The organism is Tsuneonella litorea, assembly GCF_025154015.1.
Taxonomy (GTDB): Bacteria; Pseudomonadota; Alphaproteobacteria; order Sphingomonadales; family Sphingomonadaceae; genus Tsuneonella; species Tsuneonella litorea.
Window position 1 is genome coordinate 256,308 of record NZ_JAOAMV010000004.1, and the last position, 21,876, is coordinate 278,183.

At 66.8% G+C, this 21,876-nt stretch carries 30 protein-coding genes and 1 tRNA gene; 13 read left to right on the forward strand and 18 right to left on the reverse strand.

Annotated features, from left to right (window positions below; translation table 11 throughout):
* Positions 1-6 precede the first annotated feature (6 nt).
* A complete protein-coding gene (locus tag N0B51_RS09570; protein WP_259962104.1) occupies positions 7-333 on the reverse strand; it encodes a hypothetical protein in 327 nt (108 codons plus the stop codon).
* Positions 334-1,095: 762 nt separating this feature from the next.
* Between N0B51_RS09570 and N0B51_RS09575 the strand changes: the two genes are divergently transcribed.
* Positions 1,096-1,524, forward strand: coding sequence for a hypothetical protein (locus N0B51_RS09575; protein ID WP_259962105.1), 429 nt, complete (start codon positions 1,096-1,098; stop codon positions 1,522-1,524).
* A gap of 37 nt (positions 1,525-1,561) precedes the next feature.
* Here N0B51_RS09575 and N0B51_RS09580 read toward each other — a convergent pair whose 3' ends face one another.
* Both N0B51_RS09580 and N0B51_RS09585 read right to left on the reverse strand, forming a co-directional pair.
* Positions 1,562-1,873 (reverse strand): hypothetical protein, encoded by a 312-nt coding sequence (locus N0B51_RS09580; protein WP_259962106.1) that lies wholly within the window; start codon positions 1,871-1,873, stop codon positions 1,562-1,564.
* 84 nt (positions 1,874-1,957) lie between these two features.
* Positions 1,958-2,176, reverse strand: a complete 219-nt coding sequence (locus tag N0B51_RS09585) for a helix-turn-helix domain-containing protein (RefSeq protein WP_259962108.1) — start codon at positions 2,174-2,176, stop codon at positions 1,958-1,960.
* A 150-nt stretch (positions 2,177-2,326) separates the two neighbouring features.
* Between N0B51_RS09585 and N0B51_RS09590 the strand changes: the two genes are divergently transcribed.
* The gene (locus tag N0B51_RS09590) at positions 2,327-2,554 is read left to right on the forward strand and encodes a hypothetical protein (RefSeq protein WP_259962109.1); all 228 of its coding nucleotides are present in this window, start codon (positions 2,327-2,329) and stop codon (positions 2,552-2,554) included.
* A gap of 83 nt (positions 2,555-2,637) precedes the next feature.
* Positions 2,638-3,054 (forward strand): hypothetical protein, encoded by a 417-nt coding sequence (locus tag N0B51_RS09595; protein WP_259962110.1) that lies wholly within the window; start codon positions 2,638-2,640, stop codon positions 3,052-3,054.
* A 682-nt stretch (positions 3,055-3,736) separates the two neighbouring features.
* On the opposite strand, the gene N0B51_RS09600 is transcribed toward N0B51_RS09595, so the two are convergent.
* The 13 genes from N0B51_RS09600 to N0B51_RS09655 all read right to left on the reverse strand — a co-directional run bounded on the left by N0B51_RS09600 (position 3,737) and on the right by N0B51_RS09655 (position 11,058).
* Complete coding sequence (locus N0B51_RS09600; protein ID WP_259962111.1) at positions 3,737-3,889, reverse strand: hypothetical protein; 153 nt, start codon at positions 3,887-3,889, stop codon at positions 3,737-3,739.
* 40 nt (positions 3,890-3,929) lie between these two features.
* Positions 3,930-4,178 (reverse strand): HGGxSTG domain-containing protein, encoded by a 249-nt coding sequence (locus N0B51_RS14880; protein WP_375545948.1) that lies wholly within the window; start codon positions 4,176-4,178, stop codon positions 3,930-3,932.
* Positions 4,087-4,803 carry a hypothetical protein gene (locus tag N0B51_RS09605; RefSeq protein WP_259962112.1) on the reverse strand — a complete coding sequence of 239 codons (717 nt, stop codon included), beginning with the start codon at positions 4,801-4,803 and terminating at the stop codon, positions 4,087-4,089. The genes N0B51_RS14880 and N0B51_RS09605 overlap by 92 nt, the downstream gene beginning before the upstream one ends.
* Before the next feature lie 91 nt (positions 4,804-4,894).
* Complete coding sequence (locus N0B51_RS09610; RefSeq protein WP_259962113.1) at positions 4,895-5,074, reverse strand: hypothetical protein; 180 nt, start codon at positions 5,072-5,074, stop codon at positions 4,895-4,897.
* A 38-nt stretch (positions 5,075-5,112) separates the two neighbouring features.
* A complete protein-coding gene (locus N0B51_RS09615) occupies positions 5,113-5,385 on the reverse strand; it encodes a hypothetical protein (RefSeq protein ID WP_259962114.1) in 273 nt (90 codons plus the stop codon).
* A 188-nt stretch (positions 5,386-5,573) separates the two neighbouring features.
* Complete coding sequence (locus N0B51_RS09620; protein ID WP_311201836.1) at positions 5,574-7,076, reverse strand: DUF3987 domain-containing protein; 1,503 nt, start codon at positions 7,074-7,076, stop codon at positions 5,574-5,576.
* Positions 7,066-7,632 carry a hypothetical protein gene (locus N0B51_RS09625; protein ID WP_259962115.1) on the reverse strand — a complete coding sequence of 189 codons (567 nt, stop codon included), beginning with the start codon at positions 7,630-7,632 and terminating at the stop codon, positions 7,066-7,068. The genes N0B51_RS09620 and N0B51_RS09625 overlap by 11 nt, the downstream gene beginning before the upstream one ends.
* Positions 7,629-7,886 carry a hypothetical protein gene (locus tag N0B51_RS09630; RefSeq protein WP_259962116.1) on the reverse strand — a complete coding sequence of 86 codons (258 nt, stop codon included), beginning with the start codon at positions 7,884-7,886 and terminating at the stop codon, positions 7,629-7,631. Before N0B51_RS09630 ends, N0B51_RS09625 begins: the two co-directional genes overlap by 4 nt.
* Positions 7,883-8,095 carry a hypothetical protein gene (locus tag N0B51_RS09635; RefSeq protein WP_259962117.1) on the reverse strand — a complete coding sequence of 71 codons (213 nt, stop codon included), beginning with the start codon at positions 8,093-8,095 and terminating at the stop codon, positions 7,883-7,885. The genes N0B51_RS09630 and N0B51_RS09635 overlap by 4 nt, the downstream gene beginning before the upstream one ends.
* Before the next feature lie 90 nt (positions 8,096-8,185).
* Entirely contained in the window at positions 8,186-8,368 is a 183-nt protein-coding gene (locus N0B51_RS09640) for a helix-turn-helix transcriptional regulator (protein WP_259962118.1), read from the reverse strand.
* Positions 8,369-8,474: 106 nt separating this feature from the next.
* The gene (locus N0B51_RS09645) at positions 8,475-9,536 is read right to left on the reverse strand and encodes a hypothetical protein (RefSeq protein WP_259962119.1); all 1,062 of its coding nucleotides are present in this window, start codon (positions 9,534-9,536) and stop codon (positions 8,475-8,477) included.
* A gap of 97 nt (positions 9,537-9,633) precedes the next feature.
* On the reverse strand, positions 9,634-10,830 hold the full coding sequence (locus N0B51_RS09650; protein ID WP_259962120.1) for a tyrosine-type recombinase/integrase: 1,197 nt from the start codon (positions 10,828-10,830) through the stop codon (positions 9,634-9,636).
* A gap of 154 nt (positions 10,831-10,984) precedes the next feature.
* Positions 10,985-11,058, reverse strand: a tRNA-Gln gene (locus tag N0B51_RS09655).
* A gap of 204 nt (positions 11,059-11,262) precedes the next feature.
* On the opposite strand from N0B51_RS09655, the gene N0B51_RS09660 reads away from it, so the two are divergent.
* From N0B51_RS09660 to N0B51_RS09670, 3 genes are all read left to right on the forward strand, one after another.
* Positions 11,263-12,417, forward strand: a complete 1,155-nt coding sequence (locus N0B51_RS09660; RefSeq protein ID WP_259962121.1) for a Ppx/GppA phosphatase family protein — start codon at positions 11,263-11,265, stop codon at positions 12,415-12,417.
* Positions 12,418-12,427: 10 nt separating this feature from the next.
* Positions 12,428-13,090 carry an RlmE family RNA methyltransferase gene (locus N0B51_RS09665; protein ID WP_259962122.1) on the forward strand — a complete coding sequence of 221 codons (663 nt, stop codon included), beginning with the start codon at positions 12,428-12,430 and terminating at the stop codon, positions 13,088-13,090.
* A 109-nt stretch (positions 13,091-13,199) separates the two neighbouring features.
* Entirely contained in the window at positions 13,200-13,331 is a 132-nt protein-coding gene (locus N0B51_RS09670; RefSeq protein ID WP_259962123.1) for a hypothetical protein, read from the forward strand.
* A 48-nt stretch (positions 13,332-13,379) separates the two neighbouring features.
* On the opposite strand, the gene N0B51_RS09675 is transcribed toward N0B51_RS09670, so the two are convergent.
* Positions 13,380-14,069, reverse strand: a complete 690-nt coding sequence (locus N0B51_RS09675) for a c-type cytochrome (RefSeq protein WP_259962124.1) — start codon at positions 14,067-14,069, stop codon at positions 13,380-13,382.
* Positions 14,070-14,220: 151 nt separating this feature from the next.
* Between N0B51_RS09675 and N0B51_RS09680 the strand changes: the two genes are divergently transcribed.
* The 7 genes from N0B51_RS09680 (at position 14,221) to N0B51_RS09710 (ending at position 21,322) form a co-directional block, all read left to right on the forward strand.
* Positions 14,221-15,111 carry a prephenate dehydratase gene (locus tag N0B51_RS09680; RefSeq protein ID WP_259962125.1) on the forward strand — a complete coding sequence of 297 codons (891 nt, stop codon included), beginning with the start codon at positions 14,221-14,223 and terminating at the stop codon, positions 15,109-15,111.
* A gap of 36 nt (positions 15,112-15,147) precedes the next feature.
* The gene (locus tag N0B51_RS09685) at positions 15,148-15,819 is read left to right on the forward strand and encodes a hypothetical protein (RefSeq protein ID WP_259962126.1); all 672 of its coding nucleotides are present in this window, start codon (positions 15,148-15,150) and stop codon (positions 15,817-15,819) included.
* 165 nt (positions 15,820-15,984) lie between these two features.
* A complete protein-coding gene (locus N0B51_RS09690; RefSeq protein WP_259962127.1) occupies positions 15,985-17,088 on the forward strand; it encodes a DUF4350 domain-containing protein in 1,104 nt (367 codons plus the stop codon).
* Positions 17,089-17,090: 2 nt separating this feature from the next.
* A complete protein-coding gene (locus N0B51_RS09695; RefSeq protein WP_375545955.1) occupies positions 17,091-18,047 on the forward strand; it encodes an AAA family ATPase in 957 nt (318 codons plus the stop codon).
* Positions 18,048-18,054: 7 nt separating this feature from the next.
* Positions 18,055-19,368, forward strand: a complete 1,314-nt coding sequence (locus N0B51_RS09700) for a DUF58 domain-containing protein (RefSeq protein ID WP_259962130.1) — start codon at positions 18,055-18,057, stop codon at positions 19,366-19,368.
* On the forward strand, positions 19,365-20,399 hold the full coding sequence (locus tag N0B51_RS09705) for a stage II sporulation protein M (protein WP_259962131.1): 1,035 nt from the start codon (positions 19,365-19,367) through the stop codon (positions 20,397-20,399). Before N0B51_RS09700 ends, N0B51_RS09705 begins: the two co-directional genes overlap by 4 nt.
* Positions 20,396-21,322, forward strand: a complete 927-nt coding sequence (locus N0B51_RS09710) for an RDD family protein (protein WP_259962132.1) — start codon at positions 20,396-20,398, stop codon at positions 21,320-21,322. The genes N0B51_RS09705 and N0B51_RS09710 overlap by 4 nt, the downstream gene beginning before the upstream one ends.
* 38 nt (positions 21,323-21,360) lie before the next feature.
* Here N0B51_RS09710 and N0B51_RS09715 read toward each other — a convergent pair whose 3' ends face one another.
* Entirely contained in the window at positions 21,361-21,813 is a 453-nt protein-coding gene (locus N0B51_RS09715) for a hypothetical protein (RefSeq protein ID WP_259962133.1), read from the reverse strand.
* Positions 21,814-21,876 lie beyond the last annotated feature (63 nt).

Below are 21,876 nucleotides of genomic sequence, written 5' to 3' on the forward strand. Positions count from 1 at the left end.
AATCCCTTAGTGAATAGTCGGTCGATAGGTCACGATGGGCACACCGAAATCGGTCGCAACGTAACCAGCCAGAGCCGTCCAGCCTTCCGGCGACTCCAGCAGCACAAGCATGTTGTCGGGGATCGAGCAGAGCGCATCGAACACTTCCCCGGATGAAACCGCGAACACGCCTGCAAGCTGGTCGGACAGGTCTAGCGCCGCCTGATATTGCGCGCGTGCCGCCAGCCGGTCGCAGTGGTCGTCATCAGGCTCACGCGCGACAGATCGCAGCGCCGCGCCGAGGATTTCCCCGAGGCTAGCCTCATCGGTTGTTGCTGGCAGAGGATCGGTCACTGAAGGCCGACTTTTTCGCGGACCACGGCGCGAAGGTATTCGCTGATCGAACAGCCCGCCCGTTCCGCACGAAGGGCCAGTGCATCCGCAATGGGCGCACTGGCCCGGAATGAAATTCGCGCTTCTTGCATTCCGTCCCCCTCTGTCATCCCGACGATGGGTTGCCCGCCCGTCAAAATCGGCGAACACGGGCCGCCATATCACAAAATCGTTTGTCAGTCAAGTGTCAGACGGAACGAGACGTGAACAAACGCTTCCCGAATCGTCATTGGCCTGTCAGCGGGTGGGGATGAGCAGCAAGCGCCTAGACAGCTTGGGGGACTACCTACGTCACCACTACCGGCTGCGGATCGAGTGCCGGGGATGCAATCGGGTCGTGATCGAGGAGCCGCTGACTTTGCTGGACTTGTGCCGCAAGCGCGGGTGGAGCCACCAACTCGGGCAGGTGGAGCGGCGGCTCAGGTGTGGCGTCTGTGGGTGTCGGGAAATACGGCTCGGACCTGCATTTGGCAATTCACCGGAGAAATGAGATAATGCCCGCACTCGGAGGTCGGGCCTATGAGAGTTCGATGCATTCTTATTGTCGCGGCGGCAGCCGCTAGTTCTCCAGTTGCCAGTCAGACGACAACGCGATGCTATTGGCTGGGGCCCACTTGGACTTGCGATGAGTCTGCTCCAGTTCAACAGCAATCTCCAGGCATCGACTGGAGTATCTTGAGCCAGAGAGGCGGCTTCAATGATAGCCTGGGCCAAGGCTTGGCGATGGGCGAGAGCGTCAGGCGTTCACGGAACGCCCGAGCTGAGCGGGAGCGCTTAGAGGCGGAGGCGGAGTATTATCGCGCACAGACCGAGGCGGTTCGCAATCAGGGCGCGAGGCAGACGCCCTCCACCGCAGCTCAACCGCCCGAATATCTCACAGCATGGCTACGGGCAGCGCAGCCGAGGATGGGGCTTTACCCTGATTTCGAGCAGAAAGTCTTTGCGCCCGAGGTGAACATCACGCCGGACATGGTGAGACTGATGACAAGCAGCCCGCTTGCAGCCGATATTTCCTATTACCTCGCTACGCACCGTGCCGAGACAACAGCGATCTCCCAATTGCCATTGCTCGAGGCGGCAAGGGCTATCGACAGAATCGAGAGTGAGTTGCGAACGACCGGACCGGTTTCCGATAGGCTACCAGAGAGGTAGGGACGCGATCAAAATCGGGCGGCCACTCAGCGGAGCTTTAGGCTGCGCCCGATGGCTCAGGCTTGCAAGACCGATCAACGAATCGAACGGCTCGCCCCGTATATTCACGTCTATTCCAAGCAAATGCCGTCATGTGAGTTTCACCAGCGGTGACCATCAAGACGGCGTCCGCCCCGAGCTTTTTGGCTTCCTTCCGGAATTTGGCAAAAATTTTTGCGCGATCCTTGCCCATGCCATAATCTTCAGTCGCATTGACTTTGACCGGTTGGATAAATCGATAAGGGCAATTTAGAACATCACCGCTAGTGACAAGGACGCCATCAACAAGGGTCGCATCTTCGTAGCCCACTTGCTGAGCAACAGTCGGAAGGGCGGTAAGGCCGTCAGCACCACCGCCAGAGTTCGTATCTTCATGGTTGTCCTTTCCGAAGACTCACTCCGGCACCGTCACCCCGTAGCGATCGGCACCATAGACGAATTGCGCACCACTGGCGGCCAGCGTGTCCGCCAGCTTTTCGACCGTATCAGCGCGGATATTCGCTCCCGCCTCAAAGCGCGCGAGCGTGGCGTAGGGAACGCCAGCCTCTTCGGCCAGCACGCGTCCCGTCAGACCCAGCCCATCTCGGGCCATCTTACACTGCTTTGCGTTCATTCGGTGAAGCATAGTGCACAATACCTATTGACGCAATAGTGAAGCATAGCTATCACTTCGCCTACCGAGGCACTAAGCCAAGGCGGGCCGACGAGAGGCTGGCACCTCCACATCGGCCCTGTTCCAACCCTCTACAGAAGGGCCAGACCTATGCACATTCTACCTACATTCGCGCCGAGCGCCAAGCTGGAGGGCGACCGCGTCGTCGCTACCATCCAGAGCGGGCCAACCACTCTGGAAATCAGTCTGTCGCTGCACGATGCGCTTTCACTCTCCCACACACTCCAGCGCGCGGCTGTTGAGCCAATTCAGGCGGCGCGCGTCGCCAAGCTGCTTGAGTTCCCCACCGCGAAGGCCATCAAGCGGAGGGCATCGTAATGGAACGTCGCCAGTTTATCACGGGGAGCGCCATTGCGGCGCTCTCGATTTCGGCCCTTCCCATTGCAGCCGCGTCCGCAATCGTGGACCGAACCGAATGGGAGCGCGCCCTACGGCACTTCGAGAAGGTGACCGCCGACGCAGAGCGATACGACCGCGAGGTCTGGCTTCCGTTATCGGACAAGCTGAACAGGATCGAAGATGCCGCAGGACTGGACCGCGCCCGCTTCGGTTTCTGGGATCGCCGCAAGGCGTTCATGGATGTGAACCCGAAGCTCTATCACGATTACAGCGTGGTTTCCGACGAGGTTGACCGGCGAGGCGATGCCGTTGCCGACGCCCTTGGCGTTGCCATGGATACGCCCGCACCGGACCTCGCTGCCCTGCGGTGGAAGCTGGAGCAATTGCGCGAAGGCGACGGCGACCTTTCGCCGTGGACCGCTGGTTTCGTTCGTCAGACATTCGAGGACGTCGAGCGCCTGCTCCCGCCTCCAAGCTAATGCAGGACCGGTCCGCATTGTGAACGCTTTGGGGCGGCTCTCGCGAAAGAGCCGCCCCTCGTGTTCGGTCTAGTGCCGAAGCTTTCGACTGCCCGAGACTTCGGTCAGTCGGTCAGGAAACGCCTGTCAGAACTTTTGGGGGTCTTGCTGGCGTCCAAGCCTTGTTAGGCGAGTGAACCTTCAGGCGAGTTTCAATCGATATCCGGACATCTGCGTAGGCCGCATTGCACGCTGGTCTGACGCAATCGCCCCTCAAACTGCGGATAGCAAAAGGCCCCGCCCGACGAGATTGGAGGCGAGGCCTTAAGGCTCGAAGGGAAGTGCTCGAATGCGACCCTCGAATGCCCTGCCGTCCTATCGCGCTCGCATTTCAAATCAAATTGCCGGGGAATCTTAAGCCGCCCATTCTCAGGCAAGCGGCCCGAATCGCCTCTCAGTGCCATCGACGGTATCTCTTGCGGCCGGGTCGCTTGGGCCATCCCTTGTGATCCTCTCCGCCCCATTGCCGCCGGTCCCCGCCGACCACGCTGCCTTTGCGCTTGGCGCTCATCGCGCGGGTTACTTCAACACGAGCGCATCAGCGATCGGCGGGCATTTTCTTGCTCATTGTGGGAGTTCATGTGGGAGCGATGGCTTAGTGTGCGCCGTTTACGCCTAGTATATGGATTCCTATAGAGCATCCCTAGCCCTTGTAACCCGCCCGCGACTTGCACCAGCGCAACATATCCCGGCAGGCGTGAAGCTGCTTGTTTATGGGCCTGCGTTCGTGGCGGTCTCGCGCATCGAGCCGTTGCCCCTCCAGTTCATCAATCCGCGCTTCGAGGTATTGGGCCATGCCGGTCGGGCCGCGCGGGAAATCGTCGGGATCAACGCAGCTAGGCGGTAATTCCATCTTCCCTGATCCTCTTGAGTAATGCCGAGGCTTCACGGCGCAGAGCGACCGCCTCTTGCGTTTCCCCGCCATGCTTGAACGACCCATTGCGTTTGCCGCGCGGCGCACCAGCGAAGGCACCGTGCATCCGGCAGACTCGCTTACCCGTTACGGCGGGCGAGCGGCACGACTTCCCCGCCCTTGTTGTCGCCTGGCACTTCGCGCAGGTCCGCAATCCTTCCGGCTGTTTCATTTTTCAATTCCCCTCCATCGATCGGCTTTGCATCGCATTGGCCGTCTGTTTCCTCCACACCCCCCGTCCGGTGGTCGTGGTAGTGGACTTCCTGCCTCAGAGTTTTCTCCACCCGGATCGTTTGCCGGGATGGCAGTTTCTTGCCCTTCAGGAGCATCATCGTTTCGCATTGCGAAGCGAACGTCCGCGCCAGCTTGCTTGCCAGCGCAGCCGACTTTTCCATAACCATCCCGCCGCTGTTGAGCGCGTCCTTCGCGAGCCGAATTTGCATCAGGTGGACGCTTGCCATTTGCGCGGCGAGAGCGGCTTGCGTCGAGGTCTCGGGCTGATGATCGGCCACGAGCGCGAGCAACGCGTTCCATTCCCGTTCGTCCGTCTTCCAGCGCCCCAGGTCGAAGTCGTAATCACGCGGGCACAGTTCCTTGAGCTGATCGGCGAAGGTATGGACTAGCGCGATCGAGCGCGTACCGAATGCCGCCGCCATCTGCGCCACCCACAAATCGTGGTCATTGTGAGGTGAGACAGCCTTCCACCCCTCCCCCTGAGGCTCCAGCATGATTCCCGGTTGAAGCGGCAACGCCTCCAGCTTCGCCACAGTCTCCGCCTCTGCCGCTTTCAGGTTCACGGGCGGGTCCGGCTGTTTGCGAGCCTTGCGGGAGCGATGGCGCTTCGGCGCTTCAGCGTGGAGCTTGCGCGGGTCTATGTCATTCCGCGCCCTAGGCATCTTTGAACACCATGTAGCGCGTCGGAGTGAACTTGAGCGGCTTGCCGCGCTCAGTTGTCCATTGCCCCGACCGGAACACAGCCGCCGCCGTATGACCTGGAGCAGCGACCAGGGAGATTAGCCCTTCCTCCGGCGTGATCGAGGCGCACCGCCATTCGATCTTGTCGAGCAATGCCCCCTTGAAGGCAGCCGCTAAGTCTTTCCGAGCACTCACAACACGATCTCCCAGAACGGTTCGAGATTGGGCCAAGCACCGCGCCGGTAGATTTGCGGACGTATCCCGCGCCACCGCCAGCGCGCCTCATCCGCTGTCATCACAAGTCCGCGGTCGTTTCCGAGCTGATCGATCAAGCCGCCGTATTCGGGAATCTGGCGAACGATCCCGAAAACGTCCGAAGTCCCCCAGCCATCGAGCGCGGCTTGCCGTCCGTAGTTCTGAAGCCACCAGACCGCGCAGCCATAGAGATTTTGCCACCGCCCCATCGTGAACCCGGAGGGCGGCTGGCACGGGTCCAGCGCCTCGATGGCGTCACACCACGACCGCAGGAGAGTGAGCGGCGCAGGAACACTAGGAACAGTAGGAACGCTAGGCCCCGATTCCGAGCTAGTGACCCTAGTGTTCCTAGCGATCTTGGGTTGCAGTGCCTCATCTACTTGTGCGCGCCAGCCCATCATCGGTCTCCCAGAACGGCAGGGTTGACCCGGTAATCCTTGCGCGGCTGGCCCTTGGTTTCGCCGTCGCGCTGGAAAGCGGGGAGCAACCAGCCCGCATCGACCATGACTTCCACCGCCTCATCTAGTGCACCCTTGGCCTGGAGCGGTTTCAGGTGTTGCTTGTGGGGATGCTGGCGCAGTTCGCGGAGGTTCACCGTCTCGAAGCGATGCTTGCGGACATAGCGGGCGAGCAGGGCGGCATTGCGATCCGCGACCGAAACTGCCGCGTCACCATAAACCCGGTGGGCCATCGGCTTGGCGTAGTTCTCGACCCACTTAATTGCCGCCGCGACCGACTGTTTGCTTACTTCAGCGGGCTCAGCGCCGTTACCAAATGCCCATTCCGTCATCTCGCAGACGAGGGCGAGGCGGAGGGCCGCGCCCGACATCTTGCCCGCGAAAGCCTCGTAGAGACTCCCCCCGTCTCCATCGCTTGCAGCGTTCTCTAGTTCCCATTCATGGAACAGGTCCGCCGCGCTGCCCGTCAGGCGAAGCACGATGCGATCTTCGCGCCCTTCCGCATCGCGCCCCCACTGGAGCATTTCAAGGCGCTCGTAGGCGCGCTCTAGCGCCGCCATGGACACAGGGGCGGACGGACGCCGGGGCGGCATCTTTTCGGGCCATGCCCACAGAATGCGCGGCACGAGGCCATCGTTCGCGCCCGCCAGCAGCTCGACGATCTTGTCGGGCTGGATCGAGCCAAGGACGCTAATGCCGGTGAACCGCAGGTCGATGGACCCCGAGCCCTTCCGCGTGATGTTGTGCGGCTTTCCCCCGTGTGCCGCGAGCCAGAAGGGGCGCCCCCCGGTCGTGTATCTTTCAAACGATTCCAGCCATCCAGCGAGTTCGTCGTTGTAGCACAGGACGCCTTGCGGGTTTCCCTTGAGGATGATTGCGGCGGCTTCCGGCGTGACATCGGAAACGATTGGCCGGCGCTCTTGCGGTTCCTCCGGTTCGACCGCCAGGACAGGCATCGGAGGGGTCTCACCGGCCCCACCCGCAGCACCTTTGACCTCATCCTGCCACTTCGCCCGTTCCGCCTTCGCCCGTTCGATTTCGGCTTGCCATTCGCGGCGCACCAAGTCGTAATCGAGGCGGGCGTTTTGCTGGATCTTCCAGAGCGGCTTCGTCATCCTGTCCAGCGGGGCCGACTTGCGCGAGCTAGGATCGCCGAGCGCCGCCGTCCACAGGATGCAGGGTTCTGCCCAATCGCCGTATGCGCTCACCCACCGCTTGCCACCGATGAGGCTGGCAGCACAGGCGAGATAGGCGATTCCGGCATAGTCGGGAGCCGTTGCGGTAACGTCCGCGACATCGAGGACCGTTGGCCACGCAGGGCCGAACAGTTCCGAGGGCATCGAGACAGCCGCGCGCCGCCCGTTGTTGACCAACGTCATGTCAGGCAGGGGCCAGACGTTGGCGGATTCGGCGCGGTCGAAGTCGGCGAGACTATGCAACATCAGCAATCTCCATTGACGGCAGCGGGGCCGTCGCGACGAGCGCGTTCCGAACGCGCTGGCGCAGGGTGTCGTTTGTGAAGCTGAGGGGCGGACCGGCTCGCATTGCAGGCCATGCGGGCGACCGCTCCGACCAGTCGAGGATGCAGCAGGCGCGACCGGCAGCGGCGAGCCAGTCGCAAGGCGTTGCTACCACCACCACCGGTTCGTCACCGTCAAGCAGTTCAAACCCGAGCGCCCACGCTGATCCAGTGCGCCACCACCACCGGGCTGGCTCATCGGTGCGCCAGGCTATCAGGTCGATTAGCCCGACTTCCCCATGCTTCCGGACCAGATCATCGTTGACCGCTTGGATGACGACCGGCTCACCGTGTTCGTCGGGCTGGAATAGCCCGTCAGAGCCAAGCACAGCACGGCCAGCGCCGAACGTGTGTTCATCCCGCCCGAGCGCCCCGAGGGACTCGTAAGGGACGCCTAAGGCCCGCAGGCGCTCTAGGTGTGGCAGGCGCACCCGAGAGGCAGCAGCTTCCATCTCCGCCAGGAGGTCGCGGCCCTTCATGCCGTGCGCTCCATCGCTTGGCACATCAGCCGTTCGAGGCGGGGATAATCAACCCCGCTATCCGCACCGCCCGCTGCGGCCCATCGCAGAAAGGCAAGGTCGAGCGCGGACCAGCGAACCGTAGTCGCCAGCATCGCCTTCGCCATACCGCTATGCGTTTCAGCAACTTGGGCGGGGTCCTCCATGCACGGGATCATGACAAGCGCCATGAACCGATCGAGGCGCGCCCTCTGTTCGGGAGAGAGGCCGCTCATTGGCCACCGTCCCGACGATATTCCGCCAAGCTGTTTTGCGGGAGCGAGCCGAACTCCGAACGCCAGATAAGGTCAGCGTCCCGGCGGGTAATTCGCCCGCGTTCGCCGAAGCCGCCGCGCCGCATCCATGCATCCGCTTCGCGGTGGAGTCGGTTGCTAAATCGGCTCAATTCTGTTACATCGAGCCCACTGAGATCGAGCGCCGCCAAGCACTTCTTAGTCCGAGGGTCGTCAACCGAAAGCCGGTTGCGGCCCTCGCGCCGTTCAGGGGGCGCATCCCTTCCAAGAGCGCCCATCGGTCAAACCCCAGCCTGCTGGAGCTTGTCTGTGATCCAGGCGTCGATTGCGGCGCTATCCCACGCCACTCGGTTCTCTGAAATCTTGATCGGAGCGGGAAACTCGTTCCGCGCGATCTTGGCGTAAATGGTAGAGCGCGAGAACGGCACCCGTTCCTGCACCCCTCGCAGCGACATAAGGGTCATGTGACCTCCTATCCACCGCCCCCTATTGGACGGCTTCGGAAGCCTTGGTGCCCGATTGGACCCGCTTAGAATAAAGGGGCTGGCCCAAGCCCTGAAGGGTTTGGCCCTAACCCTTGTTATCTGGATGATGGGGCGATTGCCTAGGCACCGTCAGATCCCCCCGACCAATCGCGCGCTCCAACGACTCCGCCATCGTTGATGGAGCCAGAAGCTCGCCGCCATCGTTGTAGAGCTGTTCAATGACTTGGATTGCGAGCCCGTTCAGCGTCAGGTGCGGCTCGTCGCGCCAGATATCATTGGCATACCGGAAACGATTGTCCCTCGCCTTCGCTTGATTGCGTGCTTTGTGGGCACCTTCGGCGACCCGTTGGGCCTTTTCCTCGGCGGGTTTCGACTCATGTTTCGCCTGATAGAAGGCGGCCAGCACCGCCCCATTCATGGCCCTCCGTAGCATGAGCTTGGCGCGAGGATCGGCAGGAAGATATTCGCGATCAAGGGCCAGCCATGCTCGCTCTGCTTCCTCGACGGCCAACGCAGCGCGCTCGGAGAGTGTGAGGTCGCTCGGAGACCGCCACAATTCATCCCACGGGCGAAGCTTCCGCCGCACATCCAGGTTGTGAGGGTCGGGATTACCATTTTCTGAAAGGACGCGTTCTGCGAGGCGGTCGTAAGCATCTCGCTGTGGGCCGTCGCGTAGCTGAGTCACGCCATAGAACGCCAACGCGCCTTCAGGTCGGATTTGTTCGCCGTTTAGCCGGGTAAGGATTAGGCGGGCCTCTTTCACAGTGGCGTCGTGCCTGTGATCGAAACGGCGGTCGCTGATCCGGTCGATAACACTCTCAACGGCAAGCCGGTCACCCGGTTCGGCACGGGGCAAGGAGAGCGCCTCCAATTGATCGTGGTCAGGGTCGATGACTTTCTCGACAGCCCTCGCTTCCGATGGGAAGAGCACTCCCGCCGAAGATGGTCCTATGGCGGCGACATGCCAAAAAGCCCGAGCCTCCCACTGGCCGGGGGTAATCGCAGGGTGCCGAAAATCAACTTCAACCCCGTCAACCAAGCCTGCACGGTCGGCCCGAGCGACTGCGAGCGCCTGTTGCGCGACTTCGCTTTGCGCAACGCTGCGGTTGGCCAAACGGGGTCGCTCGCTCTCATCGTTCATCGCCATATCCCGCCCCTCCGTAGGGCATCCGCAGATAAGGAAACGAGGCGGCAGACCGGGCGGAAGCCAGTCTTTCGGGAGCTACCCTAGCCGCCCCGCCCGTTCAGGCTCCCAACCGAAGCGGGAGCTGGACAACCTTGCCGGACGAACCGGCAGCATAGCGCCCCCAAGCATCAAGCAGGGTGCGCCGCATTTCGAGAAAGTCGGACCGTTGATAGGCCCGCACGACCTTATCGGGCACCACGTGGGACAGCGCGGCCTCTGCCACTGGCTCGGGGATCGAGGGCATCCGTTCAGCCGCCCAAGTGCGGAAGCTAGAGCGGAAACCGTGGACCGTGTAGCCAGTGGGGCGCACAACCTTAGCCATCGTCATATCGCTCATTGGCTTTCCCTTCATGCCGGGAAAAACGAGAGCGTCAGGCTTCTTGTTCGTCCCCAAGACTTCGGCTCGGCGCAGGATCGCAATTGCCTCCGGCGAGAGTGTGACCGTGTGTGCTTGGTCCGTCTTTCGCATCATCGAGGCGGGGCGGTTCCATTCCATCGCCTCAAGGTCGATTTGCGACCAGTCCGCTTCCCGCACTTCGCCAGATCGCGCGGCGGTGAAGATGGTGAACAGCAGCGCGAGCCGCCCCATGGTTTCGCCGCCCGCATCGACCGACGCGACAAACGCAGGAACTTCCTGATATGGCATCGAGGCGAAGTTGCCCGACCGCGCCTGCTTGGCGAGCATAGGTCGCAAGCTATCGCGAGGCGCGCCTGTAGAGCGCCAACCGTGCCCCTTGGCGTAATCAAGGACGAGGCCGATCCGCTGGCGTATCTTACGGGCAGCAGCAGGCTTCGCGCTCCAGATCGGCGACAGCACCGAGAGAATGTCTTTCTCGTCGATTGCATCAACCCGCATCCCGCCAATCTTAGGGAATACGTGCAGTTTGAGCGTAGAGAGGAATGCCGCTGCATGACGCGGAGCCCAGCCCCCAGCAAGGGAGCCGTGGCACGATTCCGCAGCCTCCTTGAATGTCGGCGCGACGACCTGTCGCTTGTCCCGAACAGCAACGGGATCGCCACCCTCGCGGGCCACTTTGCGAAGCTCCCTCGCTTTCTCTCGCGCCTCCTCCAGTGTGACCAATTCAGCCGAGCCTAGCCCAAGATCGCGGCGCACCGGACCCTTCGCTGTATTGACGACCACTCGCAGCAACCAAGACTTCGCGCCAGCTTTCGAGACGAGCAGGTATAGCCCGCCGCCGTCGCCATGACGGCCCGGTTTAGCGTGTTTCACCTTCAGGGCGGTTAGCTTGGCCACGGCTCGCTCCCTCATCTACTCCCACAATATGCACCGGATTGGGTCGGATTGCAATGGACGGGGGTGGACTGCAATGGGGGCGGATTCAGGCGCCTCCCCGAGGGGAAGTGCGGACTATATCGGTGCGAACCGGACATGGCTGGATTGTCGGAGTTGGATGCCCCGCAAGGATTCGAACCTTGATTGACGGAGTCAGAGTCCGCTCTCTTACCATTAGAGGACGGGGCATCATCGGGCTGCCGGCGGCCTGCCGCCTGGCGCGGGGGGGCACTTAGTTTCGCTTGGCGCGCGGGTCAAGGCCGCGTGCGCCCTTCTCCGGCGGGTGTCCGTCCACCCGGCTTGCCGTTCGCCCGCTCCGCCGCTAGCATCGCCGGCAGGTCCCCGCTTCCGCCCTGGGTCGAGCGGCGCGGGAGGAACAGAAAGTACTGCAAAATGGCGGATCGTTTTCCGCCGGACACACAAGGATACGCGGGAAGGAAGACTGGCGGCAAAAGGGGCAGATCGTCCGGCAAGGTAGCCGATTTCCGCTACAAGCGCCCCTCGCAGTCGAACCTACCGAAAGCCGGGCCGGCCGGTCGCCAGCCGAGTTCGCCCGAGCGCGCCCCGCGGCGCCAGGCCTATGCGGCGCTCGACCTCGGAACCAACAACTGCCGGCTGCTGATCGCCCGCCCCGAAGGCGAGAACTTCACCGTCATCGACGCGTTCAGCCGGGTCGTGCGACTGGGTGAGGGCCTCGCCGCGAGCGGGCGGCTGAGCGACACGGCGATGGACCGCGCGCTGGGCGCGCTCCACGTCTGCGCCGAGAAGCTGCGCCGCCGGAACGTGTTCCTCGCCCGCTCGGTCGCGACCGAGGCGTGCCGACGCGCCGCCAACGGCGAGCATTTCATCGAGCGGGTCCGCGCCGAAACCGGAATCGCGCTCGACATCATCTCGGCGCAGGAGGAGGCGCGGCTCGCCGTGCTGGGATGCCACATCCTGCTCGAGAGCGGGCACGGGCCGGCGGTGATCTTCGACATCGGCGGCGGATCGACCGAGCTGGTGCTGATCGAGCCGGGCGAGCGCGTGCCGCGGATCATCGACTGGGCCAGCGTGCCGTGGGGCGTGGTGTCGCTGACGGACACCGTGGGCCGCGTCGAGGGCGATACTGAGGCCGACCGGCTCGATCGCTACAGGAGGATGCGGATGCTGGTGAGCGACAGCTTTGCGCCCTTCGCCGAACGCGTCGCCGCCGCCGCGCGGGCCGACGACATCCGCCTGCTGGGGACGAGCGGCACGGTGACGACCCTCGCCAGCCTGCACCTCGAGCTGCCGCAGTACGATCGGCGCGCGGTCGATGGGTTGATCGTGCCGTCGCAATCGATGCGCGGCATCACCGCGCGGCTGTCCACGATGGCGCCCGAAGACCGGCGGCAATTGCCGTGCATCGGCAACGACCGGGTCGACCTGGTCGTCGCGGGCTGCGCGATCCTCGATTCGATCCTCGATATCTGGCCCGCCGAACGGCTCGGCGTCGCCGATCGCGGCATCCGCGAGGGCATCCTGCGCAGCCTGATGGCGGGCAGTCCCGCCCCGTCGGGCGACCAGTGAGCGGCCCGGCATGAGCCGCTCGGGCAAGGATCCCGGCAAGCGGGTGAAGACCGCGCGCGGCCGCACCGCCTCGTCGAACCGCTGGCTCTCGCGCCAGCTCAACGATCCGTACGTCAAGCAGGCCAAGGCCGAGGGCTATCGCAGCCGCGCGGCCTACAAGCTGATCGAGCTCGACGAGAAGTTCGGCGTGCTCAAGGGCGCGCGGCGCGTGGTCGATCTCGGCGTGGCACCCGGCGGCTGGGCGCAGGTGGTGCGCAAGAAGCGCCCGCAGGCCGCGCTCGTCGGGATCGACCTGCTGCCGACCGAGCCGCTCGAAGGGGCGACTTTCCTCGAGATGGACTTCATGGCCGACGCCGCGCCCGCCGCGCTCGTCGAGGCGCTGGGCGGCCAGGCCGACCTGGTGCTGTCGGACATGGCCGCCAACACCGTGGGCCACAAGGCGACCGACCACCTGCGCACGATGGGCCTGGTCGAGGCGGCCGCATGGTTCGCGGTCGAGAACCTGGAACCCGGCGGCGCCTTCGTCGCCAAGGTCTTCGCCGGCGGAACCGACGCGGACATCCTCGCGCTGCTCAAGAAGCATTTCCGGACCGTCAAGCACGCCAAGCCGCCCGCGAGCCGCAAGGATTCCAGCGAATGGTACGTGATTGCGCAAGGTTTCAAGGGAACATAGGCGCGGCTGGCCCATTACGCTGCTGAATGGAAGGCGGGGTCAGCGCAAACGACGCTGGCGATCGGAGCGTCCCAACGCGGTCGCAGCCCCCGCCGCAACGGAGCACCCAATGGAAACGCGCCTGATCATCGCTTACGGGCTGATCGCACTCATCGCGCTCGCCGCGGCATGGATGATCCACCGATGGCGGCTGCGCGCACGCGCGCACCGCCGCGCGATGCGCGGACACCCTCTCGACTGACGGATGCGGTCCGGCCGGTTGCTCGTCGCGAGCCGGCTGGAACGCCGCTCAGTTGGCGACTGCCTTTTCCTTGCCGGCGACCGGCTGGTCCATGCCCATCGCGCTCGCCGCTTCGGGCGCCTCGGCCGGCTCACCCTCGGCCGCGCCGGGTCCGGCGCCGGGCGCCGCTTCGCCATCCGCGTCTTCGGCCGCCGCGGGGGCCGCCGGGGTCGGCAGCGGCGGGCCGCCGCCCTGCTCGCGGAGATAGAGGATGATGTTCGCGCGGTCCTGCGCGTTCGACAGGCCCGCGAAGCTCATCTTGGTGCCCGCCGCGAACGCCTTGGGGCTCTTCAGCCAGGCGTCCATGTTCTCGTAGGTCCAGTCGCCGCCGTGGCCCGACAGCGCGCTCGAGTAGGCGAAGCCCGCGGCGTGCTTGCCGACCGGCTTGCCGAGCACGCCGTACAGGTTGGGTCCCTGCTTGACCCCGCCGCCCTGGTCGAACGTATGGCAGGTGCCGCAGCGCCCTTGCGCCGCCTTTTCGCCCGCGGCCGCGTCGCCCGAGGCGAGGAGCGTGGCGAGATCCGGCCCCGATTCGCCGCCCTCGCCTTCCTCGACCACGCCCTCGATGGGGTAGCCCATCTCGTGCGGACGATGGGGCTTGTCGGCCGTGAAGTACTTCGCGCTCACGCTCGAGAGGCCGAGCGCGACGATGCCGGAGAACAGGACCCAGCCGGCGGCGGTATTGAAACGATCGTCCATGCGTGCAGTGATCCGCGATAAGGAGTGAACGTGCGGGTTTGCGCCGCGCTCTAGTCAGCGAGGCCACCGCGCGCAAGGGCCAGATGGAACGGGAAGTCGCTTGCCGCGCCAACTACGCACAGCTACGCGCCCGCCCGGAGGCGAGATTTCGATGAGCAGCTTTCCCCTTCCCGCGCGCGCCATGGTCGAATCGATGCAGGCCGCTGCCGCGGGCGATCCGGCCCGCGCGGTCGCCTTCGCGGGCGCGCCGGGCGCGAATTCGCACCGCGCCGCGCTCGAGATGGTGCCCGGCTGCCTGCCACTGCCGTGCTTCTCGTTCGAGGACGCGATCGACGCGGTGAAGGCGGGCCGCGCGGGATGTGCGGCGATCCCGGTCGAGAACAGCCAGCACGGCCGGGTTGCCGACATCCATTTCCTGCTCCCCGAAAGCGGGCTCAAGATCGTCGCCGAGCACTTCCTGCGCATCAACCACGCGCTGATGGCGCTGGGCGACGGACCGTTCGAGGCCGCCTACAGCCACCCGCAGGCGCTCGGCCAGTCGCGGCATTACCTGCGCGAGCGGGGAATCGTGCCGCTGAGCTTCGCCGACACCGCCGCCGCCGCCGCCCATGTCGCCGAGCGCGGCGAGGCCGCCATCGCCGCGATCGCCCCGCCCCTCGCCGCCGAACTCTACGGCCTCAGGATCGTCGATTCGGACGTCGAGGACGCCCCCGACAACACCACCCGGTTCCTGCTGCTCGCCCCCGAGGCGCTCGATCCCGCGCGCATCGACCGCACCGCGATCACGACCTTCGTGTTCGAGGTGAAGAACGTGCCCGCCGCGCTCTACAAGGCGATGGGCGGGTTCGCGACCAACGGCGTCAACATGACCAAGCTGGAGAGTTACCAGGCCGGGGCGAGCTTTTCCGCGACGATGTTCTACGCCGACATCATCGGTGCGCCGGGCGAGCCGGCGGTCGACCGCGCGCTCGAGGAACTGGCGTTTCATTGCAAGGAATTGCGCATGCTCGGGACATACCCGCAGGAGAGGGCGCGCGGCTAGTTGCGCGGCGCTGCGGGGCGTGTCACCACCGCCCCCGTGACGGCATCGGTTTCTGGGGGCGCAGCAGGTCTCGGCGACGCGGCGAACGCCTGGCAGGCCGTTCGCGCGGACGGCGCGATCCAGTACGCGCCCGTCGCGCAACCCGACACGCCGCCGCCCGATCCGCCGGGCTGGCTCGACCCGTTGTTCCGCTGGCTGGGCGAACTGCTCGAACCCGTGGGCCGCGCGCTCGGCATGAGCTGGCCGGTGTTCCGGTGGGTGCTGCTGGCGATCGGCGTGGCGCTGGTCCTGTTGCTTGCCTGGCGCATGGCCGCGCCGCTGTTCGGCTGGCGGCCCGCCGCGCGTACCGCGGCCGACGGCGCGGCAGAGTGGGAGCCAGAGGCAGGGGCCGCTCTCGCGCTGCTCGAGGACGCCGACCGGCTCGCCGCCGAGGGCCGGTTCGACGAAGCGACGCACCTGCTGCTCCGGCGCAGCGTCGGCCAGATCGCCGCCGCGCGGCCTGACCTCATCGACCCGGCCACGACCGCGCGCGAGCTCGCCGCGCTCGCCGCGCTGCCCGACGCCGCGCGCACCGCGTTCGCCACCATCGCCGGTCGGGTGGAACGGAGCCTGTTCGCGCTGCGCGCGCTCGGCGCGGAGGACTGGGAGGCCGCCCGCGCCGCCCATGCCGACTTCGCGCGCGCCCCGCTCGCGCGGGTCCCGTCGTGACGGGCCCGTTCAACCCGCGCACCGTTCTGGGCCTGCTGCTGGTCGGCGCGGCCGCGTTTCTCGCGATGCTGTGGTTCATCGGGCAGGGCGACACCGGGCCGGGGGGTGACAACGGCGAGGCGCACGCCTCCGCCCACGGGCTGACCGGGTACGCGGGCCTTCGCGATGCTCGAGCGGCAGGGATACGCGGTCACGCGGTCGCGGTCGCCCGGCCGCTTCGACGACGAGGCGCTGCTGGTGCTGACCCCGACCGCGTGGACCGACGCGGACGCGCTTGCCGAAATCGTCGAGCAACGGCGCTATGTCGGCCCGACGCTGGTGATCCTGCCCAAGTGGTTCACGATGCGGCTGCCCGCCACAGCAAAAGGCGCGAAGAAGGGCTGGGTCCGGCTGATCGCCGCGTCCGCGCCGGGCTTCGCGAAAGACCTGGAGGGCGCGCTCGCGATGACGCCAGGCATTGCCAGGCTCGCAGGGGCCGCGCCCGACTGGGAAGGGCTCGGCCTTGCCGGGTCGTTGCCCGACCGGACGCAGGTCCTCGGCCTCGAAAACGGGCCGTGGGCCAGCCTCGTGCGCGATTCGACCGGACGCGACCTCGTCGCCTATGCCGACGACCACGGCTGCTACCCGGTGCTCGACGCGGCCGCCGGCTTCGACCCGCCCGACCAGGACAACTGCGAGCCGAGCAAGTGGAACGTCACGGTCGCGTTCGAGCCCGACCTGTTCAACAATTACGGCATGGCCGACCGCCAGCGCGCGATGCTCGCCGCGAAGGTCGTCGATCTGGCGCGCGAGGGGCAGGACCTGCCGGTCGTGTTCGATCTCACGCTTGCCGGACTTTCGGGACAGCGCAACCTGCTCACCCTCGCCTTCGCGCCGCCGTTCCTCGCGGCGACGCTGTGCCTGCTGCTCGCGCTATTGGTGGTCGCCTGGCGCGCGTTCGGGCGCTTCGGGCCGCCGATGGCGGAGGCGCGGGCGATCGCGTTCGGCAAGGCGCATCTGGCGGCGAACTCGGCCGGGGTGCTGCGCCGCAGCGGGCGCGTTCACCTGCTGGGCGCACCATACGCGGCGATGGTCGCGCGCCGGCTTGCCGCCACACTCGGGCTGCGCAGCGCCGACCGCCAGGCGATCGACGCCGCACTTGCCCGCCGCGCGCCCGACGCGCCGGCATTCTCTCCGCTCGCCGCCCGGCTCGAGGCCGCGCGCGGGCCATCCGAAACGCTGCGCGCCGCGCACGCCCTCCACGCACTCGAAAGGACTGTCCGCTCATGACCATGACCCTCGACGAGGTCCGCTCGCTCGCCGCCGCGATCCGCGGCGAGGTGGGCAAGGCGATCGTCGGCCAGGACCCAATCGTCGAGCACCTGACCGTCGCGCTGCTGGCCGAGGGGCACGTCCTGCTCGAAGGCCCGCCGGGCACCGCCAAGACCTTCCTCGCCCAGTGCTTCGCTTGCACGCTTGGCCTCGATTTCGGGCGCATCCAGTTCACCCCGGACCTGCTGCCGGGCGACATCCTGGGATCGAACCTGTTCAACTTCCAGACGAGCGCGTTCACCCTCACCCGCGGGCCGATCTTCTGCGACCTCCTGCTCGCCGACGAGATCAACCGCACCCCGCCCAAGACCCAGGCCGCGCTGCTCGAGGCGATGCAGGAACGCAAGGTGACGCTCGACGGCGAAACCCACGCGCTGCCAGCGCACTTCATGGTCGTTGCGACCCAGAACCCGATCGAGAGCCAGGGCGTCTATCCGCTGCCCGAGGCCCAGCTCGACCGGTTCCTGTTCAAGCTGCTGGTGCCCTACCCCTCGGCCCAAGAGGAAGCCGCGATCGTGACCCGCTTCGGCCAGCGACAGGGCCCGCCGCGCCCGGCCGATTTCGGGATTGCCCCCGTCGCCGACGCAGGCAGGCTGTCGGGGGCCGCCGCCGCGCTCGGCCAGGTGACGGTCGCGCAAGGGATCGTCGACTACGTCGTGCGGCTGGTGCGCGCGACCCGCGAAAGCACCGAGCTGTCGAGCGGGGCGAGCCCCCGGGCAGCGGTCGCACTGGCCAGCGCCGCCCGCGCCCGCGCCGCGCTCGATGGGCGCGACTACGTGGTGCCCGACGACGTCAAGGCGCTCGCCACCGCGGTCCTGCGCCATCGCCTCGTGCTCAGCCCCGCGGCCGAGATCGAGGGCCGGCTGGTCGAGGACCTCGTCTCCGAGCTGGTCGAGCGGACCGAAGCCCCGCGGTGACCCAGGCGTGATCGTCCCCACCGCCCGCACCGCCTGGATCGCGGCGCTCGCCGCGCCGGTCGCGCTGGTGATCGCCGCCTCGGTGCCGGGCGCCTGGCCGGTCGCCCCGGCGGCGGGCATCGTGCTGCTCCTGGCCGCGCTCGTCGACGCAGGCATGGCGGGCCGGCTCGCGGAATGGCGCGTGATCGCCCCGCCCGATGGCGAGGTCGGCGCGCCCTTGTCGATCGGCGTCCTCGCCGACATCGCCGGCCGTGCGCCGGGCGGATCGGTCGAGGCGGCGCTGATGCTCGACCCGCGCCTCGCGCGCGAGGGGCGCGTCACGCTGCGGCTGGCGCCGTCCGAGGGCGCATGGGAGGGCTCGGTCACCGTGACACCCGCCCGCCGCGGCACGGGAACGATTCCGCACCTGTGGCTGCGCTGGACCGGGCCGCTCGGTCTTGGCGCGCGGCAGGTCGCGCATCCGCTCGATGAGGCCGTCCGCATCTGGCCCGACCTGTCGCCGGTGCGCAGTCCCGCGCTCCAGCATTTCCTGCGCGATGCGGCGTTCGGTATCGTCGCCCGCCGGATCCGCGGCGAAGGCACCCAGTTCGAGGCGCTCTCCGAATACCATCCCGGAATGGACCGCCGCCGGATCGACTGGAAGTCGAGCGCGCGGCACACCAGGCTCTTCGCGCGCGAGAACGAGGCCGAGCGCAACAACCGGATCGTCTTCGCGTTCGATTGCGGGCAGGCGATGTGCGAGCCGGTGGACGGCCTGCCGCGCATCGACCGCGCGGTCAGCGCCGCGCTCACGGCGGCCTGGGTGGCGATCAAGGGCGGCGACCGGGTGAGCCTGTTCGGCTTCGCCCGCCGTCCCGAGGTGATGACCCCGTTCTACGGCGAGACCCGCGCATTCCACCGCCTGCAGTCGGCCGCCGCCGCGCTCGACTACCATGCCGAGGAGCCGAACTTCACGCTCGCGCTGGCGACCCTTGCCGCGCGATTGAAGCGCCGCAGCCTGGTCGTGCTGTTCTCCGACTTCACCGACCCGACCAGCGCGGAACTGATGGTCGAGAGCCTCGGCCGGGTGGCCGAGAAGCACCGCGTGCTGTTCGTCACGATCGAGGACAGCGAACTGATCGCGCTGCAGGACGCCGAGCCCGGCAACGTCGACACGCTCGCCACCGCGGTCGCCGCCGACACGCTGGCGCGCCAGCGCGCGGTCGTGCTCCAGCGGCTGCGCCAGCTGGGCATCGACGTGATCGAAGCGCCGTGGGCGGCGATCGGCTACCGCCTGATCGACCGCTACCTCGAGGCGAAGCGCAAGGGCGGGATCGGATGAGCGGCCGTGCGCTCGAACAGGGCGCCCTCGAGGCGGCGGTGCTGCGGTCGGACCGGTTCCGGATCGCACGCGAAGAGGACTGGACACGGCTCGAGGCAATCGTGACCGCAATGGAAAGGGGCCGCCTGCGCAAGCTCTCGGACGAGGACGTCCTGGCCCTTCCCGCGCTCTACCGCACCGCCGCCTCGAGTCTTGCGGTCGCGCGCGCGACCTCGCTCGACGCGGCGACCCTCGCCTATCTCGAAGGGCTCGTGCGGCGCGCATGGTACCAGGTCTACGGTCCCCGGCAGGGCTTCGCGCGGTGGTTCGCAGGCTTCCTCGGCGGCGGGCTGTCCGCGGCGGTACGCGGCATCTGGCTCGACATCTCTATCGCGCTCGCCGTGATGATCGCGGGACTGGCGTCGGGCTGGCTGCTGGTGAGCGGCGACGAGGGGTGGTACTGGACGCTGGTCCCCACCCAGTTCACCGATACCCGCGTTCCGGGCGCGAGCCGCGAGGTGCTCCTGCAGGCGCTCGGCACCGAGGAGACGGCCGCGGGCCTCACCGGGTTCGCCGCGTTCCTGTTCCAGAACAACGCCGGCGTCGCGATCCTCGCCTTCGCGCTGGGTTTCGCGTTCGGCATCCCCACGCTGATGCTGCTGCTGCGCGAGATGGCGACGCTGGGCGCGATGCTGTGGCTGTTTTCGACGCGCGACCTGACGATCGATTTCGTCGCCTGGCTGTCGGTCCACGGCACGACCGAGCTGCTGGCGATCCTGCTCGCGGGCGCGGCCGGCCTTCACGTCGGGCGCGCAATGGCCTTCCCCGGCGACCGCTCGATACCGGCGGCCACCGCGGCGGCGGGCCGGCGCGCGGCGACGGTGATGGCCGGGGTCGTCCTGATGCTGGTGGTCGCCGCGGTGCTCGAGGCGTTCCCGCGCCAGCTGGTCGGCGAGACGTGGGAGCGGCTGACGATCGGCGGCACGATGCTGGCCGGATGGCTGGCCTATTTCTTCGCCTTCCGCCGCCGGCCCGCGGGCGGCGCGCCGTGACCGCCACCGCCTACACGCCCTATGACGCCAAGCGGCGGCGCACGGTGGTCACGCCCGAAGGGATCGCGCTGCCGTTCGTGGTTGCGACGCGCGGCGCGCGGCTGGGCGCGCTGCTGCTCGATTACCTGATCCTGCTCGTCTCGACGATCGCGGTGACCCTGCTGCTCGCGCAAGTTGCCGGCGGGCTGACGGGGCTCGGTGGCGGCGAGAGCGGCGAAGGCGGCGCGGGCGAGTTCCTCCAGGTCGTCTGGATGCTGTTCTGGTTCCTCGCCTGGAACGGCTATTTCCTCGCCTTCGAACTCGGCCCGCGTGGCGCCACGCCGGGCAAGCGGATCGTCGGCATCCGTGTCGCGGCCCGGCCCGATCCTGCGGGCGGGGGCGAGCGGCTGACCGCCGAGGCGGTGATCGCCCGCAACCTCCTGCGCGACATCGAGCTGTTCATGCCGCTCGTGCTGCTGGTGCTCGCGCCGACCGGCGAAACCGGCGCGGCGGGCTGGGCCGGCCTGCTCTGGCTGCTGGTCTTCGCGCTGTTTCCGTTCTTCAACCGCGACGCGCTGCGCGCCGGGGACCTGGTCGCAGGGACCTGGGTGGTCGAGGCGCCGCGCACCAGGCTGGCACAGGCGCTGTCGGCGAAGAGCGCCGCGCGCGGGGTCAGCGCGGTGACGGGGACGACCTACCGCTTCGACGACCGGGAACTGGCGGTCTATGGCGAGCATGAACTCCAGACCCTCGAGCGGGTCCTGCGCGAGAACCGGGCCGAGGCGATCGAATCGGTCCACGCGGCCATTTGCCGCAAGATCGGCTGGAATCCCGGCGCGGGCGACGAGCGGGCGTTCCTCGAGGCCTATTACGCCCAGCTGCGCGCGCGGCTCGAAGGCGGGATGCGGTTCGGCAAGCGAAAGGCGGACAAGTTCAGCGACTGAACCTGCCCGCCCTGCGATCCGCGGCTAGGCGGTGTCGGCTATTTCTTCCATTCCATCTTGCGCAGCAGCATCGACCCGCTGACTTCGCGATAGGACGCACGGCCGGCCGATTCCTCCTGCAGCTTCTCCTGGGTCCGCTTGTACCGCGCCATCATCACCTGGCGCCGCCGTTCGCCTTCCGCGTTGTCGACGAACTTCGGGAAATAGCGGACGATATAGAGATCGGGTTCGCCCTTGCGGGGAAACTCGTTGGTCAGGATCTCGTAGCGGGTGTTCCAGCCCTGCGCGACGAAGAAATCCTCGTTCGCCCGCCATTCCCCCGCAAGCCACTTCGCGTACTTGAGTTCCGAACCGTCCGAGATCTCGATGCCGGTCACTTCGACGTAGTCCCCGCCGTCAAACGGCCAGGGATCGGCCTGCGCCGCCGCTGCCTGCGGCAGGGCAAAGGCCAGGCAAGCGGCCGCCGAGGCCGCCAGGGTCATCGCTTTCATGTGCATTCCCCACTGTTCGGCGCCGCCACCGTCGGCGGGCCTTCACGTGCTGGGGAGTCGGGC